Here is a 17,371-nt window from a genome sequence, read left to right on the forward strand (position 1 = left end):
GAATGATCTTGGAACCAACCCTGACTCGCCATGGCTACCGCATCAAAGATTTGGTTGAGCAGTTCGACGCCAAGCCTACCGAGATCAAGGCGCTGTTCAGCAACGCGCTCGATCCGGCCCGAGCCGCTGAACTGCGTGACAAAATGCTGGCCGCAGGGTTGCCGATTTGATTCAGGCCGAAGACCGGACAGTTGCAGTTAATGTGAGTCGGAAACGATGGAATGCAAGTCGATGCGGCTGAATGCAAGCTCGCTCGCAATTAATCTGAGCCAGACGGCTNAGTTAATCTGAGCCGAAAATTGCGCTGATTGCGAGCACGGCTGTTTTCGATTGCAAGCCGCTACATCTACACGGCCGACTTGGTTCATGGACACGACTAAGGCATCTTTCGCCGATTCGACGTGCCGAACTTCCTGTCGAGGCGTCATTACCCGACGGCTGAAAATAGAAGCTTTATCAGCTTTTGGAGGACGAGGGGCCACCTCGTGTTTGCGGGCCATTTCCGCTGAAATGCCTCGGTCGTAGTTGCTTTCCAGCGCGTTCAACAATGGATATTCAGGATCGTCGCACATGGCCAAACGGTTAGCCTGGCTACTGATATGGCCATGCTTGCGAATGAACCGATCGTATACCGTGTTGAGGCGAGCGCGGTGCAGATCAATGCCGACATCAAGACCTTCAGATTGCTCTGCCGCCATTAGAGCTCTGAGAGCATCCCTGACCTCGATCATGCCTTTGATTCGGTCGCCGGCACGTTCGGTTTTGAGTGTGATCAGTTGGTAATCAGTCTGGGCCAGCTGGTCGGGAAGGCGTCGAGCGATTTGGCCAGCTTCGGTGACGAAGTAGGAGCCCACTTTTAGGTTTTCAGGGAGGAGCAGCGCAGGCAGTGCCTCGGAAGCGTCAGTGGTGGCCGCTGTTGGACCCGCTCTGTAAATGTCACGAGGTAATGCTTTCAATCGAGTTGAGATCTCGGAGGCCAGATCCCGAACGGGCTCTGCGATCAAGTCCGCGGTGTCGCGGTGCATGCTCCGAGTAATGGCCATGCGGCCGGCCATCTGCTGCGGGTTGTCGATGAAATACTGGTTTATCGTGATTGGCGCGCCGGTTTCACGGTCTCGTATATCGCCGACATTCACCCAGCGCTTGTCAGTTTCCTCACCTGGTTGCGCTTTCTGGAAAAACACAATGTCGGTGGTGACTTCGGTCAGCGCATTCTCTTTGAAGGCATTGTTTGGCAACCGAATCGCGCCAAGGAAGTGGGATTGTTCAGCGATGTGCTCACGAGCTCTGCCGTTTGCTGCATCCAAAAAGTAGCGACTGACGACTACCCCCATCACGCCACCTGGCTTGAGCTTGTCGAGGGATTTGGCGAGAAAGTAGTTGTGGATGGAGTACCCGCTCAGCTCGCGGTGATGGGGATCGTAGAGTGATTGCGAGCCGAAAGGAGGGTTGGCCACGCACGCGTCAAAATAACCGCTGGGAACTACAACATCCTGCAGGCCCCGGTTGAGATAGGTAGCTGTAGGGTAAAGGTGCTTGCCTATCTCGGCTGTCAGAGGATCGAGTTCCACTGCAGTAAACTGGCTTTCTTTCCGAAGCGCTTCGGGCATCAAGCCAATAAAGTTGCCAGTGCCGGCAGCTGGCTCGAATATCTTACCGCCCGGAAATCCAAGCCGCTGCATGCCCTCATAAATCCCGCCAATGACAGCTGCAGAGGTGTAATGGGCATCTTGAGTTGAGCGCCGAGCTTTCTCAAATTCATCTTGGCTGAGAAGCGCGCCCAGTTCCTGATACTCCCGCTGCCAAGCCTGATTGCGATGGTCGAAAGCCTGAGGCAACCCTCCCCATCCAACATATTTGACCAGTATTGCCTGTTCTGCTGCTACCGCTGCCCGATTCTGCTCACGTAGTTGCTGCAGTAGCTGGATCGCGTCTACGTTGTTCCGGAACTTGGTTTTTGCTCCACCTAAACCCAGCGAGTCCGCCGCGCTGATCGAGTAATCGTTCGGCGTTACAGCTCTGTGTTCACTTCCTGCAGGGCCAGCACTTCGTACTCGGTCAGGCCGGTTTTGTGCTCCGCTGGGAGGCTGTGGAGTGCTTCCAGCTCCAGGCGCTGCTGCTCCAACACTTTCCCCAACAGAACCAGTTCGCCCTCGCTCTCCAGTTGCTTCAACTGCGTCGGGCTGTTGAAGGCCCAGCGATCCAGAATTTTCCAAGACTGTGGGCCGAACGACGGAGACTGACGAATTGCCTTGATCGTCTCCGAGCTTAGTTCCCGGCTTGCGATTTCCAACGGTTGGTTTTGATTTGTGATCATACTGTTCTCCTTGGTCGTCATCGATGTCGAGACCGGCTTCGAGGGTCTCTATGGCGTCTACGGTTTCGTGAAAGGCGAAATCAAAGCCCATCTGGGCATGGTCATGCGGCTGCCGTTTACGAGGCATCGTACCCTACTCCAATCAGTTCGTATCGTAGTCATTATACGAAATGCGTAACAGAGTACAAACGCCGCAGCGTAAACCCTTATTTTTCAGGTGTTTTTTGCCGCGCTAGTCAGGTCTGAAGCTGAGGCCCCTAGCTTCTACCTCTGCAACGATCTCTGCTAAGCACCCGCAGGGCAGCTTTAAAACCTGAGCTAATTCAGCTTTGGACCAAGAAACTAAGTGTATAATAGGCGTAAGAGATTCAGCTCTGAGATAATTGCGTGCGCGGGATGAGATATTCAAAGCATCCACTGAAGATTCGAGCGTGAGCGGTGCCTCTAATGGGGTAACAATGGCAGTGATTGACCTGCAAATTGCATAACCAATTTCTTCACTGTTTTCCGTTAAGTATTTCTGCCAGTTCTTGGGAGAGGGAGAATCCGAACGACCCTCACCAAACCTTTTAAGGGGGTCGTACTTTTGCATTGCACGAAACCCTTCACCTAAGATTTGGGCTACTCTGGGTTTTGTTATTTTACGGGCAGTCGCAATATCACTATAAGTGGCACCTTTTCGTATAGCATCAAGAGTCTCCAACGCTTTCAGGACCACCAGGTGCCATCCTGAATTGTTTTTTTTGGCCTCAGTGTACTTCGGCATTAAATCAGTCATTGGTCACTACTCTAATTTTATGAAATATAATAATCCGGCCTATCGAAATGCAGCTTCTAGGTTTGGTGTTCGGTCACCGTAGGACAGCTTTGAATTCAGCACGCGCTCGGGCTGAAGCGTGGGTAGCTTGAATACTTCAGATCGCTCGATGACAGCGCCGGATTCGTCAGTCACATCTCTGATAGGACCAACTCTTCGAAGGCGCTGATAGGCTTCCATTCTTGGTTGGGACGTTGCAGGAATGCCGTATTCTTCATTTCCAGGCCAGCGGGATTTATAGCTACCATGGCTTTCGCTTGTGGCGTACCACAACACCATGTTTTCGCTGATTGCATCGTATTCCTCATCAAGGATGATGTAGTGAACTCGATGAGTTGCAATATGACTCGCGGCAACAGACCAGCGGGTAACGACGGTAAATTCACGTACCGGGGTTTTTGATTCAATGATAATTCCATTCATGGCTTTTTGTCCGACTTTTCGGCATGCCACCAAATATTTTTTATTCGGGTAAGGACGACGGGCTGTGAGCTCTTTGCCTCCCACCAAATCAATGTTCAACTCGTTGCAAGTGAGGTCGATCAATGAACAAGGTTCTGTTTTTGGACATGCGTAGATCGAGGGGGAAAGGTGAATAATCATGATCAGTTTCCTCTTTATCCGGTAAGTCAGATGTTCTGCAATGGTGTCGTTCATCTAATTCGTGGTTGGGACTTCGATTGGGCTTGAGGCGCGGCTTCGACTGAACGAGCGTAATCAGCACGGAGCGAGGCAAGCTCTGCGAGATACCCCTCCCCGGCATGACGGCGAACCATCTTCGCTTTCACGAGACCAAGGGTCAGCTCAAAGGATGAACGCTCGGCCTGCGTCCAGGCCCTCGACCGCTCAGTGTCAACGTGGACTCGACCTTGGACGGGGGTTTGCTGCCAATCGCCCGGCATCAAAGTGTTCTCATAGATGTTTGTCCCGCTTCGGTTCGTCACGTGCATTCTGTCGACCAGGTTGCCTGTTTCTAACCGATCAACAGTGAGAGGCAGCCCTACAAACGCCAGATCGTGGTTGATGCGGTTTGACCAACGGCCAAAACCATTGGCCTCGTGCTGCAGCTCGTACCGATGGTGAATGCTTAGACGGCTCACCAGGTCATTAACGGCCAACACACGAGCATCGATCCGGTACCCTGCTGATTGCAGCTTGCTGCAGAGCTTGGCCAGGCTGTCTGGATCGCGCATCGTTCCATCTATGACCAGGTTTCTGCGCTCTTTAATGGCCAGGTTCGTGAGTTTCACAGCCCAGCCTGCAGCATCACGATGAGTAAGATCCGCTGCGTCACGGTCGTTTTCACGCATCAGCTTGAGTAGGTGGGGGTGATACTTGCGCAGCTCGTCAGCGTCAATCTTGATTGAATTGCCACCCAGTTCAGTCGTGGCATAACTGCTGAGTGCCGCTTTACCCGCCCCGGGTTGCCCTCCGAGGATGATTGCAACTGGTTGCTGCACCGGTTTGCTGAGCATCAACGCGTGCTGGGCAATGTCTTCAAAAATAAGCTGATGCTCTTCGGCCTCAAGCCTGAACTGTGATTGATCGTCTTTAGGGAAAGTCTGCTGATACCTTTCGCCGGATCTGATGCCATTAGCGACGGCGAGAGCCTCGACACGAAGCTCATGAATGGAAAGGGACTTGTCGTCTACTAGGCCCGTGGCCTTGAGTACCTGCTGCAACGCTGCGCGGGTCCTGTCCCAGGCCTTTCCTAAAAACGTCCGCTCTTCTTCCGCCACGAACGCGAAGACTTCTTCGGCACGGTGCAGCTCGCTTCTGTCGTGGTAGTTTTTATCAACCTCTGCCCAAATATGGCTCAGCGTTGGTTCATTGCGCGTTTCAAGAACGCGATCCAGGAGCGCCCTCTTTTCTTCGGGATTGAAGGTGTTGAGCCCATAATGCCCGAGGAGCTCGTGGCGCAAGGTTCTGAGGACGGCCCCTTCGTCACCCATATTGGAAGCGACAATGGTGAAGATGGCGTTTTTAGGGTGGTAGGCTCCGTCGATTCGGACTCCGGTTTTTTCTCGGGATAATTCTGGTCCATAAATGTCCTCCTGCTTCGCAACGACGATAGCTCTCAGTTGAATATTTCCATTGTAGTTGTCCAAGAAGCGATCAACCACGTGTTGCACAAGGTCAACGCTTAAACCCCTGCTCTGATCGTCCATGGTCAGTCCTTAAATCTGAGCCCGTACCTGGGCGCCATAATTCGCAATAACTCGACGCACGGAGTCGACGTCATCTATGGATATTTTGCTTCGCTCAATCACGAGATCGGCCTGCTCCTGACGCAATTTTGAGAGAGCTTCCTGGTTGGGCTCAGCCTTTGACCTTTCGTCGTGAATTGCCTGCGAACGGGCCGCGAGTGCGTTCCCGATGGTTTCCATCGCGCATTCGTATTCTGCAATCTGCTGGCTGGTCAATGGACCTGGCATCTGGGAGCCCTCATTCTGTCGTTTGAATGTATGGTAAAGCAGAGCAATTCCTGCTGCGAGAAACAGAGCTGCGTGAAACAGTTCGCCAGGGACTTCGAAACCGTGATGAACTGAAAGCACTGCGTAGGAAAGCCCAATGATGCAGCTACCAATCGCCACACTGGTACGCCAAATGCGATGCCTAAGCATCAGAGTCGCTCCGCAAATCTTTGACCAATGTAAGGTTGTAGGCCTCATTCATCACCCCCATAAGATTTTCAGCTGTTTCAGGACTCTGGCACCGGAACAATACGAGAGCGCCGGCAATCTTCATCGCCCGGTCGATGTGAGCCGGTACAACGACGTCGAGCGGTTCGACGTTGTAAATGTTCGCAAAGGCCAACCCTTCCGTTCCAGTGATGCTTAGCGTTCTGTCTATTGACGCCGAAACAGCAGGTGGCAATGCAGCTTTGTTCAGATCATCGACCATCATCAACGACACTATGAAGGGAACGCTTTGGCCTTTGCCATTCGTGGCGTAATACGCAGGTACAAACTTCATTTCATCTTCGTTGAACATTATTTTTTCTCCCAGCGGTTTACATCAAGCGCAAGGAATGGGTCTTTCATGCCGCTCTGTTCATCAAGCGAGCCGAATGCTGCAATATTCTTAGCGCGCTCTTTGAGCCAGCTATCAAAAATCGACTGAGCTTGTGAATCAGTGACCTTTACGAGCTTTCCATTCTGAGAGAAGAAGACCGGCATCCTGAATGTTTTGCTATTGTCGACCGAAATGGCAACCTCAAACCAGATGTTATTTCCATCAGCGACTTTGAAAAACTCAGCGTGCATTCCCTGAATAAGCTGCCGCTCTACGCCTTCTTGTTCATGCCGACTTTCTGTCTGATCGCACCCAGCAACAAGCATTGCAAGCAACAGAGGTAAGAGACGTATAAACATATATTGCTCCTTCCTTTCCTGACCAGGCATGAGTTTCATAACACGAAAGGCTAATGCTCTGAAGTCATCCAGAAAAGGCACCAAGCTCAAGTCGTGTGCATTAGCATTCGCAGTCTTAGGCACCGTCGGCTCCCTTCTTCGGAAACTCAAATTCTACCTTCCAGACTTCACGGTTAAGCTTGAGTTTTGCTGAAAAAGAGCCGTTGTTTTTTGGACTGATAAAGCCACTGAGTTTTTCAGTAACTCCCTCGGTGAGGAGCGCTTTGAGTTCAGCATCATTCAAAGTTCTGCCAAGCAACTCTGAAAATAATTTGAATTTGCACGACGGGCATTCCAGTGTCTTCCCTGAGGGTTCAAGAATAGCCGAGCATCGAGGGCAGCTAAGCGGAGCAAGTGTTATTTTTTCCTTGGGCGTTGTCATAGCCTTGGATGTAGAAGCGCCAGGTTGATCAAACAGAGGCTTGGTCTTCCCCGTTGTACGATCTAGGGACAGGCGAGCCGAGAATTTCGTTTTTTTCTCACGCCCTACTAGATTTTGAAGTAATCGTGTTTCGCCCTTTTTCAGCAAGGCTTCGATATCCTTTGCTCCAAGTAGCTTGCCGAACGCTTCGTGCCAGAGGACAAATTTGCACTGGCTACATGCAGTACGCTTACCTTTGTTCTGTAGCTCGCCAGAGCAATTGGGGCATGGAATTTGCTCCCCTGGTGCAGGAGGTAGAGCTTCCATTTCAGCGACCTTAGCCACTTCAACCACTTCACGAACGAAGCGTTCGGCATACTCCATAAATTCGGTATGGGTGAGTGCGCCACTGGCGACCTGATCCAGTGATTGCTTGAAATGCCCTGCCTGAGCCGGATCCTTCACCTTCATCGGTAGCGCGTCGATCAGGTTTCTCGCCTGCGCACTCGTCATGAGTTTTTTCTTGCCCTTCGGCGCCGATACAAAAAGCTCACGTTTTTTCATGTCCGCAATAATGCCTGCACGAGTAGAGGTAGTTCCGATGCCCTCACCTTCTTTCAGCAGTTTACGAAGCTCCGGATCGACTACGTACCTGTGCAGGTTCTTCATCGCGTCAAGTAGCATATTGTCGTCAAATCGCGGTGGCGGCGTGGTCATTTGGTCGACCAGGCTGCAAGACAAGCAAGCTACGCTGTCGCCCTCATTTAGCGCCGGCAACGTCAGCGATGGAAGGTTGTCCTCAGTCAGATCTACCCCGTCCAAGGGCGGTGGTTCCTGATAGATGGCCTTCCAACCCAATTGCACTGGGGTAGTGCCAGTGGCCGTGAAGGATTCACCTTCAATAGCTACCAGCAGCGTTGTGGACTGGTATTTGTAATCGCTGGCAAATTGAGCCAGATATGCTCGAATAACCAGATCGTAGACATTGCGCTCACGCTCAGTCCACTCGGCCGGGTTCACCATTTTTTCAGGAATTGAAGGCACTATCCCGTGGTGGGGGGTCGGCTCCCCGGTTGGTGTTCGAACCTTCGCATCGTTGAATGCTTCTGATTTCAGCGTGTGATCGATGTGATCAGCAATCTGGATCAGGTCAGGACGAATTTGCAGCACTGCCGCAATCACTGCCGCAGCCTCATCGTGATGGGCTTCTGACAGGTACCGGACATCTGTTCTCGGATATGTCATGACTTTGTATGTGTCATACAGTTTCTGAGCGGCGTCCATGACTTCCTGTGCGGAATAGTCATACCGACTGAAACCTTCCATCTGCAGCTCGTTCATTGAGAGAGGTAGTGGAGGTTTCTTACTTTTTTTGGAGATATCGCATTGGGTAACTGAGCCGGTCCGACCCTTGACGCGTTCTGCGATGGATGAAGCGACTTGAGTATCGACCACACGCCCGTCTTCATCCAGGCCATCTTGTTCTGGCCGCGGCTTCCACCGAGCCTGGAAGTCCGGTCCTTCAACTGGGTGTAGTTGGACGGTAACGACCTGATAGGCATGAGGCTTAAACTCCTCGATCAGCCTATCGCGCTCCCTGGCTATGTAGAGCAGAGGTGTTTGCACGCTACCAACCGGTAGCAATCCCTGCTGCCCTACTTCACGGCCGCGCAAGGTCATCGCTCGTGTTCCATTCATTCCCAGCAACCAATCGTAGCGACTGCGCGCCAGACCCCACCGCCGCCAACCAGTGAACTGCGGCTCAGCGTTGTCGCGGATATTGGCAAGCGACTCTTTGATTTTGGTAGCGTTGTAGTCGTTGATCAGCACCCGCCGTACAGGCTTCTTGAATTGGAAATACTCGAGTGCTTCATCGACAAGACACTGGCCCTCCTCGTCAGAATCGCCGAGGTGGTGAACAACATCACACCACTGCAACAACTCTTTAAGCTTTGCGATACGAGCCTTCTTGCGTGGATCTGGCAAAAGCTTCCATGCCCTAGCTCCCGGGATAATGGGCAGATCAGACATACGCCAGACTTTTTTATTGCCAGCTGTCAAAGGCACATCGTCAGGAAGGTAGTGGTCAGGTGGAGCTTGTTGAAACGCATGGCCATCGAGCCAGATAAACCACTGCCCGCCTCTGCGTGCCCAGCCCGGCCCCTGATCTTCAGTGCTGCCCGGAATGGCCGAATAAATACCCTGAGAAAGCTGGGATTCCTTCTCGGCAATCCACAAAACCTTTTCCATCAAAAACTCCTTCCTGAATGAGGCTGAAATCAGCGTTTTTGCGGATTCGCATAAGGCTGATTCAACTTGCCTTGATTCCGTAGAATGGCTACCATACGGAAAATTATAACCCATTGCTAGGGATCGAGAAAGGACGAAACGATGATTCCATTACCAGTGGCTGAGCCGCCTGTACCGGTATGTATGGTGGAAGCGGCGCGAGATTACAGTTTGCCCTTGAGGGTAATGATCGCGCTTTGGATAACTGAAGGCGGTAGCACAGGGACTCTGAGCCCGAACACAAATGGCACGGTCGACCATGGTCCTTTCCAAATCAACACCGTATGGGCCCAGAAATTACAGAGCGACTTTGGGGTTTCACCTCAGATGATCACGCAGAACTTCTGCTGGTCCGCACGTGCTGCTGCATACATTTTGCGCTACGAGATCAACCAAGCGAACGGCAGCTTTTGGGATGGTGTCGGGCATTACCACTCCAGGACACCAAAGTACAAATACCCATACATCCAGCGTGTTTATAACAATTCGCTCAAGTTCTAGGAGGATTCATGGCTAGACATGGACAAAATCAATCTGAGGGTATGGGCGTTGTGTGGGTTGTTTTGATCGCCCTACCAATCGCGTTTGGATGGATGTTTTGGCACCGGTGGCATGGGACTATTAGCTACTGGGCTTTGAAATGGGTTTGGTATCAGCTCGCCGTTTTCGATTGGCCATTTATGCCTGACGTTATTCGAGAGTGGCGTGCCCAGGCTGCTGGCATGGCCTTGTACCCTTCTACGGTCAGTTTCTCCGCGCTTTTGAGCATGCTTAACAAAGCTGGGTATTTCTACATCCTCATTCCGCTTGTAATCATCGCCCGGGGCTTTCTTGCAGCTCACCGTCACCCGATGAATAAAACGCGCCGGAAGATCACGGTTGAAACCCTGCCATGGATCATGTCCAAGCACTCTCCCGCTATCATTCCCTCGCTGTACTACGGCAACCCTCAAACTCTTTTGCTAAACGATGACCCGGTCGAGCATCGCAGTGCTGCGCATCCTGAAGAGTGGACGCTTGAGCAAGGATTGATTGTAAATCACAAGTTAGATCGTGAACGCTGCGGCCAACTCATGATCGAGTTTTTAGGCAAGCGAGTCGAGTCATTTAACGAATTGAGTCCGACTGAACGTGCGATGTTCGCGGTCTTCGGCGCTCGCCTCCTTTCGGACGGAAAAGACATCCGGGTAGCCCAACAGCTCCTGGATGACCTCAACCGCTCTTGTCACACAGGTACGTTTGAAGGGAAAAAAGGGTACCCGGATCTCGGTTTAACTGACGCTGCCTTCAAAAAATACTCAGCACATCCTGACGCCCAGACGTGGCTCCTCAAACACCCCTACCCCCGAACGATGCTGTTCGCCATGCACAAGCTTGCATCAAAAAGCGGCAAGTTGCCCTCTTCCCAGTTCCGATGGTTGAAGGGGATGGACCGTAACCTTTTCTACGCCTTGAACATCGGTCTGCGTAAAGCCCCATTTCTTGAACAAGGTGCGGTTTTCACTCAGATGCAGTGGGAAGAGTTCGCAGAAAACGTGGGTTATCGCCTTACCGAGCCATTCATTGAAGACGCGATTGATGGCGTCGAAAAATATCTTGCCAAACTAGGTTTGGTCGCCCGACAAGGAGAAACACAATGAAAAATCGCGACAGAATTCGCCAGTACGATACGTCTCTCCATGTCCACTTTGGATCTACCGGCGAGCGCCGCGCTGTTACCGCGCTTTCGTTGAACGACAGTCTCCAGGTTCGCCTGGATGGAAAGCGTTTGCTCTGGTCCAGCTCTGCACAAGAGGCAAATCAAGAGTGTTTGCTTGAAGAGTTCGGGTCCGATGCTCTGGCTGGCAATGCTTTTGAAGCAATGCAACATGCGCTCTACCGCTTCTCACGGCGCCGTGTGATATCCAGCCGTGTGAAAGGCGCTGTTAAGTGGGGCTTACTGCCGGCGTTCGGTCTTATCTTTGCGCTCGGTTTGAACATGTACGCGGCCCGAATGACCGGCATCACCTCGCAAGCTGCACCTGGAATTACGGGCCAGGTGAATGAGCAGCCAGCTTTCAACCCAGGCGCAACGCAGCCTGGCTTTGCACCGCCACAACAGCCTCAGAATTTGCAGCTTGGTAATATCCCCGGGCTTCCACCAGCTGCTGATCCATCAATCGTTAAGCAAGCCATTAATGCAGGCACCAAGGCTGGTAAGTACGCGGTACAGCTTTCACAGGGGGGTAAGGGGACTGTCTATGTGTTCTCTGACCCGTCTTGCCCACATTGCCGCAATTTTGAACCAGAACTCGAAAAGCTCGCTGCCGACTACACCATCCAGCTTTTTCCGGTATCTGTGATCGGCGGGCCTGACTCCAGCACTGCGATTGCGCAGATGCTTTGTGCCAAACCTGAGGACCGTGCCGACTATTGGAAGAAGATCGTCAAGGGTGATCGTCTCGACACACCTACTTGCCCCGAAGGCGAAGCAGCTATAGCGGCCAATGACCAAATCTTCCGCAAGCTGAATTTTTTGGGCACCCCTACAGTGGTCAACACCAGCGGCGTACAACCCCCGCTGACCCTACCTAATACCGCCCGGGCCATTTCGCAGTGGCTGGATCAAACAAAGGCGCAGTGAGGATATTCATGGGCAAGTACATCCGGTACACCGATGAATTCCTTGCCCGTGTGCGTGAGGACGCAGACCTGGTGGGGATCATTGGAAGAGACATCACCCTTAAAAAGGCAGGAAAAGCCTTTAAAGCGTGCTGCCCTTTTCATGGAGAGAAGACACCTTCGTTTGAAGTATCGCCTGAGCGGAACACATACAAATGCTACGGCTGCCCCGCACAAGGCGATGCGATCAAATGGATGATTGAGTTTCACAAACTCCCTTTTCCAGAAGCTGTCGCCGCTGTCGCGGCTGATTCAGGTATCCCCGTTCCTGAGTCGCATGTCGACGATTCCGCCGAATCGAAAATGCGCCGAAATCGTTTGGCTTCCCTCGATAAAGCACTTCAAGACGCTGCTCGTTTGTACGCGGGAGGTATCGAACGTAGTCCAACGGGTCGCCAGTACCTCGCAACCACACGTGGGCTTTCGGAAGAAACCATGACTGCATACCAGCTGGGCACCGTAGCTACCGGGATCGTCGAGCTGTTAGCTAAACGTCACGCCCCTGAAACACTCATCGATTGTGGTCTCGCCATCCGTGCTGAAGACGGTCGACTTTTTGACAGATTCCGCAACCGGATCATGATTCCAATCTACAACGAAAGCGGTGCTTTGATTGGGTTTGCAGGACGTTCCATGATCGCAAAACCCGACCGAACACCCAAGTATCTGAACTCGCCTGAAACTGAGCTTTTTCATAAGGGCAACGAGCTATACGCATTAAACGTAGCCAAGTCGGCTATTCGTAACGCCCGTCACGCTATCGTAGTTGAAGGTTATTTCGACGTGCTCACCGCTCACCAGGCCGGTGACCGCAGGGTTGTAGCCCCCATGGGTACAGCCCTAACGAATACCCAGGCAAGACGGCTATTCAGCCATGCCGACACCGTGACGTTTGCTTTCGATGGGGATAAACCTGGCCGATCTGCTGCGTTACGAGCCTCTGCAGTTGTTTTAGAGGAAATTCGCGACGGCAAAACGGTGCAGTTTTTGTTTCTACCCGAGGGCAGTGACCCCGATCAGCTGATCGGCACGCATGGGCTGGAAGCATGGAACCAGGCCTTGGCTACCGCGTATCCCTTGAGCCGATTTTTGGCTGATTACGTCAAACACGGCCTGGACATGGACGTACCTGAATCGCAGGTACGCGCTGCTGAAAAGGCACGCAAAATTCTCGCCCGCGTACGTCAGGCAACCCTATACAAACAGGCTCTTACCGCTCAGTTCGAAAGAACGATCGGTATTGCGTTGCCCGCCTAGGAGATCACTTAATGTCTCTCGACTCACAACACGAGATCAAGCCAGGCCGCATATCAAGGGACGTGCGCAGCTCTTGGACCAGGTTCAATATTGCACTGTTCCGCCCGAACAACTTCAAGCTTGCGCTGTTAGTCATAGTTGGACTGCTCCTCTATCAGCCAGTCTTGTGGCCGGTCTGGATCCTGTTCTTGTCCATGATGATCATGGCCTTCAAAGACCAGAAATTCCGTATGCCGATTCGGATGCCCAAAGATATCGGCGGCTTGGACCGAACGGATTACTACGAAGAGCTGGTAGAGGAGAATTACCTCTGGGGTTTGTTCACGAAGTCGAGGCTTTTTCGCAAGCTCTTAGCGGCAGGGGGCATCATGTACCTCGGTTTTCTCCGTACCCCAAATACGGACGGAATTGCAGCGAGCGCTGATGAGGGCCGGGAGCTTTGGCTCAACAACTCAGACTGTCGAACTCACCTGTTTTTGCCTGGCACCACTGGTTCAGGCAAAAGTGAAACACTGATGGGCATGTATTACAACGCCATCTGCTGGGGGACTGGGGCATCGTACGGGGACGGGAAAGCTGACTCCAATCTTGCCTTCTGTCTCTGGTCGCTAGCTCGCAGGCACGGCCGCGAGGACGATTCCCTCATCCTCAACTACCTGACAGGTGGAATGGACCCCTTCGAACACATGGTGGCCAGGGAGTCAGGTCTTCATGCGATGAATCAACCGCAGTCGAACTCCATGAATCCGTTCGGTGACGCCGCGGCTGACTTCCTCCTGCAGCTGATGGCCTCCTTGCTACCGGTAGCCAGCGGCGATGGTGCTCAATGGCAGCAAAAAGCTCTCAACATGATCGATGCGCTGCTGCGAACCCTCTGCTACAAGCGAGCCAAGGGTGAACTCGAAATCTCCATCGGTGTGATCCGCCATTACCTCGCACTCCAAAACCTTGTGCAGTTTTACATCGAGGGCCAGCAAGGACTGATCCCTGAGCTGGCATACCTGCCGATCAAAGCTTACTTTGAAACCGGTCTACCAGGTTTCAATCCGCAACTCGCTGGTGACCCCTCGAAGTGGGATGCAGAGGTGTTCAACCAGCACGGTTATTTGACCGGCCAGTTCGCTCGCACTCTGTCAATGATGATGGATACGTATGGTCATATTTTTGCGGACAAATTCCCCGAAATTGACATGCTCGATGTCCTCCTCAATGACCGTCTGATCGCTGTCATGATCCCGACGCTCGAAAAGTCAGCGTCCGAGGCAGCTTCGCTGGGCAAGCTTTATATTTCCTCAATCCGTTTGATGATGGCCCAGAACCTTGGCTATCGCTTAGAGGGTACTCGAGCAGACGTCCTCGATACCAAAGCTACCAATGCGCCTAATCCGTACCTGATCATCAGTGATGAGCTGGCCTACTACTTCGCCGCAGGCATCGCGGTAATGTTTGCTCAAGCGCGAAGCCTTGGCTTCATGATGGTCGCCGCCGTGCAGGATATTCAGGGCCTTAAACGAGGCGAGGCAGCAGACGAAGCCCCTTCCATGCTGGCCAACACCAAAGTGAAATGGGTGCTGGCATTGGAAGATCCGGAGGATACGTACGATTACATTCGCAAGGCTGGTGGGGAGGCTTATTACAGCGTTCTCACTGGATACGACCAAAACACCGGTGGTGCTTACCAGGCGCAGGGTGCAGCCAACATCGAGCGTCGGAACAAGATCGAGCTTGGTGAGCTGAAAAAGCTGCAGGCCGGAGAGGGAATGCTGATCTTCAAGGAAGCTGTGATCCCAGCATCAAGCTTCTACATCCCAGATGATCACAAGAAAACCAGCAAGCTTTCCGCGCGCATCAATCGATTCCTGCAGGTCGAGCGGCCGGACTACAGCCGGTTGCCACAAAGTGCTGAGCGGATCAGTAAGCAGGATACCCACTCTGTCGATTACATCGCAGCACAGCTTCGCCGGGTTGAGAAACCTTACTACCCATCCCTTGAGGATCCGATCCTCGATCAAGTTGTCGCAACTGCCCGGCACTTGGACAGTATTCAGCGTTTCGACGTGCCTGCTGAGCAGCGCGGCATCGCGTTATTCCAGGCGGCAAGAAAAGCACTACATGCAGCGGAAGCTCAAGGCCTCACTGGGTATTTCCATCAACCGAAACCTGATCTTGAGCCCGAGGAAATGCTCGGTGACGATGGGGAGGATGATTTTGAAATCCCTGAAGAAGCATATGATTGATAAGGGGGCACGATGACAGCAATCAAGCTGGGCAACGACTTTTGGAAGTTCACCAAGGATCAGGTTGAGCTTCCTATTTATTGGCGTCCTGATGCCGTGTCGAACCACCACGTCGGTGTTGCAGGGACCTCCGGTGCAGGCAAGACGCATTGGATCAAGGAGTTCGTCACCAACATGGATGAGCAGGTGGAAATCGATATCTTCGACTATCACGGAGATATTGAGATTCCTGGTGCAGAAACTGTCCTTTTCAGTGAAGCAACTCGCTACGGGTTCAACCCGCTAGTGTTGAACACAGACCCCCATTACGGCGGCGTGCGTAGGGCTGTAAATGATGTGATTGAAGCCATGAACAGCACATCCAGAAAGCTTGGCGGGAACCAAGAAGGAGTTCTGCGCCACCTTCTCACTGATGCATACGCTGCACGTGGTATCTACGTGGATAAACCTCACACTTGGCAGCGTCGAGAAGCCTCGGATGACGAAATCAAAGACATCATCAAGCACAAGCGCTGGGCAGATCTGAAAGCCGTTTACCCAACGCTCTCTGATGTGGTGCGTCTGGCCAAACGCAAGCTGCGGGCCCTGTGGATGGGGATAGACGACCAGGATGACGGCAAACAGGCTTTGAGCTGCTTTGAAGACTACTGCAGAGCCATGGCGGCAATGAATAAGCGGCGGGCGGACCTGGCCAAGGCACAGAGTCGGAGTGGCGATGCGGATATTGAAGCCCTGGAGAAGCGTCTCGACACGTCAAAAATCAAGGCTACGGAGGCTCACCAAACTTTCCTGAACAACCTACAAACTGGGCGAGAGTTTGATGATGCGATGAAATACCACAGTAAGGACGTAATGCTAAGCGTCATTACTCGACTGGAGAACCTGATCGCGACCGGGATTTTCAATCCGAATCCTCCACCTTTTGGCAATGCGAGGATTCGCCGGCACAACATCAAACCGCTTGCCCAGTCCGAGGATGAGTTGAAGATGTTTGTCAGATTCCGGATGCGCGCAATCATCCGGGAAATGATGCAGCGCGGGGAATCCCACGGAAAGCTTCGACGGTTGATCGTCCTGGACGAGTCAAAGAAATTTAACGACGAAGACGCCTCAAATCCGATCAACGTGGTTGTTACGGAGATGCGTAAATTCGGCCTTGCGATACTTCTGGCGGGCCAGTCGCCTGCTCATTTCAGTTCTGACTTTATCAAGAATGCTGGCACGCTTTTGTTGCTCAACCTTGCTACTGCAGACTGGGACGAGGCTGCGCGTAAGCTGAAGATCGATATCAAAGACTTGAAGTACCTACGCCCCCAAACAAGCGGCGCGGTACGCATGCTTGAAAAGGGTCAAATTGCTAATTTCCGCCAAATTCACTTCTAAGCGAGGCATGAAATCACTATGAACCCAGTTTTGCTGAACCTTATCCGCACTATCCGACGCCTAAGCATGGCTGTGGCCAACATTGTCATCTTTGGGCTCATTTTCTACGGAATTGTATTGCAATACAGTGGTAGAGAGCTTGAGAAAGGATTGATGGAGTCGAGCCTTTATTGCGCTTTCGTAGCGTTGGGGATCAGGGTTCTGATCGATATATTTTTTGGTGACAAGTTGAAAGTGAAAGTTTAATATACGTATGTACGTACGTATGTGAAAAATTAAACAGTTTTCGGGGCGGCTACCCCGGATGTGCTATGTCTAGGAGCGTTATATGACTTTAAAAATACCTTGCGGCAATATTTCGCAAGCTCTCGCAGAGCTTCAACCAGGCGAATCGTTGCTGATTCCCTGCAACGGCAAGACCATTCAGGTTACTCACTCCAGTATCACCTCGATGCTCAAAAAGCGGAAATTGATCATGGCTGAATTCATCCAGAGAAAGACGCTCCTGATACGGGATGAGAACTCCCTGCCCGTCCCGCTAATACTGGTTTCCAGGCACACTGTTCGCGAGGCGCCGTCAGCAGCTTGACCAGCCCAAACCCTGTGTCAGCGGAGCCCCTCCCTTCCCCCGGTGTC

16 protein-coding genes and 1 pseudogene are annotated in these 17,371 nt (G+C 52.3%); 8 read left to right on the forward strand and 9 right to left on the reverse strand.

The window, feature by feature from the left end; all coding sequences use genetic code 11:
* Positions 1–170, forward strand: a pseudogene (locus tag ABJ99_RS27065) (ExeA family protein); the annotation flags it as partial.
* A gap of 27 nt (positions 171–197) precedes the next feature.
* Here the strand turns inward: ABJ99_RS27065 and ABJ99_RS13045 are convergent.
* The 9 genes from ABJ99_RS13045 to ABJ99_RS13080 form a co-directional block, all read right to left on the reverse strand.
* Positions 198–1,682, reverse strand: a complete 1,485-nt coding sequence (locus ABJ99_RS13045; protein WP_459426203.1) for an Eco57I restriction-modification methylase domain-containing protein — start codon at positions 1,680–1,682, stop codon at positions 198–200.
* A gap of 329 nt (positions 1,683–2,011) precedes the next feature.
* Positions 2,012–2,317 carry a hypothetical protein gene (locus ABJ99_RS13050; RefSeq protein ID WP_054086188.1) on the reverse strand — a complete coding sequence of 102 codons (306 nt, stop codon included), beginning with the start codon at positions 2,315–2,317 and terminating at the stop codon, positions 2,012–2,014.
* Between the two features lie 232 nt (positions 2,318–2,549).
* Positions 2,550–3,095: a hypothetical protein gene (locus tag ABJ99_RS28245; RefSeq protein WP_147461948.1), complete on the reverse strand. Its 546-nt coding sequence runs from the start codon at positions 3,093–3,095 to the stop codon at positions 2,550–2,552.
* Positions 3,096–3,134: 39 nt separating this feature from the next.
* Positions 3,135–3,791: a DUF6012 family protein gene (locus ABJ99_RS27070; protein ID WP_230081023.1), complete on the reverse strand. Its 657-nt coding sequence runs from the start codon at positions 3,789–3,791 to the stop codon at positions 3,135–3,137.
* Positions 3,788–5,302, reverse strand: coding sequence for a zeta toxin family protein (locus tag ABJ99_RS13060; RefSeq protein WP_122235209.1), 1,515 nt, complete (start codon positions 5,300–5,302; stop codon positions 3,788–3,790). Before ABJ99_RS13060 ends, ABJ99_RS27070 begins: the two co-directional genes overlap by 4 nt.
* A 9-nt stretch (positions 5,303–5,311) precedes the next feature.
* Entirely contained in the window at positions 5,312–5,758 is a 447-nt protein-coding gene (locus ABJ99_RS29130; RefSeq protein WP_220789601.1) for a hypothetical protein, read from the reverse strand.
* Positions 5,751–6,128, reverse strand: coding sequence for a hypothetical protein (locus tag ABJ99_RS13070; protein ID WP_054086191.1), 378 nt, complete (start codon positions 6,126–6,128; stop codon positions 5,751–5,753). The genes ABJ99_RS29130 and ABJ99_RS13070 overlap by 8 nt, the downstream gene beginning before the upstream one ends.
* Entirely contained in the window at positions 6,128–6,631 is a 504-nt protein-coding gene (locus ABJ99_RS13075; RefSeq protein ID WP_230081024.1) for a hypothetical protein, read from the reverse strand. The genes ABJ99_RS13070 and ABJ99_RS13075 overlap by 1 nt, the downstream gene beginning before the upstream one ends.
* Complete coding sequence (locus ABJ99_RS13080) at positions 6,624–9,158, reverse strand: type IA DNA topoisomerase (protein WP_054086192.1); 2,535 nt, start codon at positions 9,156–9,158, stop codon at positions 6,624–6,626. Before ABJ99_RS13080 ends, ABJ99_RS13075 begins: the two co-directional genes overlap by 8 nt.
* A 141-nt stretch (positions 9,159–9,299) precedes the next feature.
* Here ABJ99_RS13080 and ABJ99_RS13085 point away from each other — a divergent pair, with 141 nt between their 5' ends.
* The 7 genes from ABJ99_RS13085 to ABJ99_RS13120 all read left to right on the forward strand — a co-directional run bounded on the left by ABJ99_RS13085 (position 9,300) and on the right by ABJ99_RS13120 (position 17,324).
* Positions 9,300–9,698: a lytic transglycosylase domain-containing protein gene (locus tag ABJ99_RS13085; RefSeq protein ID WP_054086193.1), complete on the forward strand. Its 399-nt coding sequence runs from the start codon at positions 9,300–9,302 to the stop codon at positions 9,696–9,698.
* An 8-nt stretch (positions 9,699–9,706) separates the two neighbouring features.
* Positions 9,707–10,837: a secretion/conjugation apparatus DotM-related subunit gene (locus ABJ99_RS13090; RefSeq protein ID WP_054086194.1), complete on the forward strand. Its 1,131-nt coding sequence runs from the start codon at positions 9,707–9,709 to the stop codon at positions 10,835–10,837.
* The gene (locus ABJ99_RS13095) at positions 10,834–11,820 is read left to right on the forward strand and encodes a DsbC family protein (protein ID WP_054086195.1); all 987 of its coding nucleotides are present in this window, start codon (positions 10,834–10,836) and stop codon (positions 11,818–11,820) included. Before ABJ99_RS13090 ends, ABJ99_RS13095 begins: the two co-directional genes overlap by 4 nt.
* Before the next feature lie 8 nt (positions 11,821–11,828).
* Positions 11,829–13,115, forward strand: a complete 1,287-nt coding sequence (gene dnaG, locus ABJ99_RS13100) for a DNA primase (protein WP_054086210.1) — start codon at positions 11,829–11,831, stop codon at positions 13,113–13,115.
* An 11-nt stretch (positions 13,116–13,126) separates the two neighbouring features.
* On the forward strand, positions 13,127–15,352 hold the full coding sequence (locus tag ABJ99_RS13105; RefSeq protein WP_054086196.1) for a TraM recognition domain-containing protein: 2,226 nt from the start codon (positions 13,127–13,129) through the stop codon (positions 15,350–15,352).
* A 12-nt stretch (positions 15,353–15,364) separates the two neighbouring features.
* Positions 15,365–16,735, forward strand: a complete 1,371-nt coding sequence (locus ABJ99_RS13110) for an ATP-binding protein (RefSeq protein ID WP_054086197.1) — start codon at positions 15,365–15,367, stop codon at positions 16,733–16,735.
* Positions 16,736–17,063: 328 nt separating this feature from the next.
* Positions 17,064–17,324 (forward strand): hypothetical protein, encoded by a 261-nt coding sequence (locus ABJ99_RS13120; protein ID WP_054086199.1) that lies wholly within the window; start codon positions 17,064–17,066, stop codon positions 17,322–17,324.
* Positions 17,325–17,371: the final 47 nt, after the last annotated feature.

It is taken from the genome of Pseudomonas syringae pv. cilantro (assembly GCF_001293775.1).
GTDB lineage: Bacteria > Pseudomonadota > Gammaproteobacteria > Pseudomonadales > Pseudomonadaceae > Aquipseudomonas > Aquipseudomonas syringae_P.

Bases quoted from the DNA above. Each gene is read 5' to 3' on its own strand.
- ABJ99_RS13050 (WP_054086188.1), bottom strand. From the start codon at position 2,317: ATGATCACAAATCAAAACCAACCGTTGGAAATCGCAAGCCGGGAACTA.
- ABJ99_RS28245 (WP_147461948.1), bottom strand. From the start codon at position 3,095: ATGACTGATTTAATGCCGAAGTACACTGAGGCCAAAAAAAACAATTCA.
- ABJ99_RS27070 (WP_230081023.1), bottom strand. From the start codon at position 3,791: ATGAACGACACCATTGCAGAACATCTGACTTACCGGATAAAGAGGAAA.
- ABJ99_RS13060 (WP_122235209.1), bottom strand. From the start codon at position 5,302: ATGGACGATCAGAGCAGGGGTTTAAGCGTTGACCTTGTGCAACACGTG.
- ABJ99_RS29130 (WP_220789601.1), bottom strand. From the start codon at position 5,758: ATGCTTAGGCATCGCATTTGGCGTACCAGTGTGGCGATTGGTAGCTGC.
- ABJ99_RS13070 (WP_054086191.1), bottom strand. From the start codon at position 6,128: ATGTTCAACGAAGATGAAATGAAGTTTGTACCTGCGTATTACGCCACG.
- ABJ99_RS13080 (WP_054086192.1), bottom strand. From the start codon at position 9,158: ATGGAAAAGGTTTTGTGGATTGCCGAGAAGGAATCCCAGCTTTCTCAG.
- ABJ99_RS13085 (WP_054086193.1), top strand. From the start codon at position 9,300: ATGATTCCATTACCAGTGGCTGAGCCGCCTGTACCGGTATGTATGGTG.
- ABJ99_RS13090 (WP_054086194.1), top strand. From the start codon at position 9,707: ATGGCTAGACATGGACAAAATCAATCTGAGGGTATGGGCGTTGTGTGG.
- ABJ99_RS13095 (WP_054086195.1), top strand. From the start codon at position 10,834: ATGAAAAATCGCGACAGAATTCGCCAGTACGATACGTCTCTCCATGTC.
- dnaG (WP_054086210.1), top strand. From the start codon at position 11,829: ATGGGCAAGTACATCCGGTACACCGATGAATTCCTTGCCCGTGTGCGT.
- ABJ99_RS13105 (WP_054086196.1), top strand. From the start codon at position 13,127: ATGTCTCTCGACTCACAACACGAGATCAAGCCAGGCCGCATATCAAGG.
- ABJ99_RS13110 (WP_054086197.1), top strand. From the start codon at position 15,365: ATGACAGCAATCAAGCTGGGCAACGACTTTTGGAAGTTCACCAAGGAT.
- ABJ99_RS13120 (WP_054086199.1), top strand. From the start codon at position 17,064: ATGACTTTAAAAATACCTTGCGGCAATATTTCGCAAGCTCTCGCAGAG.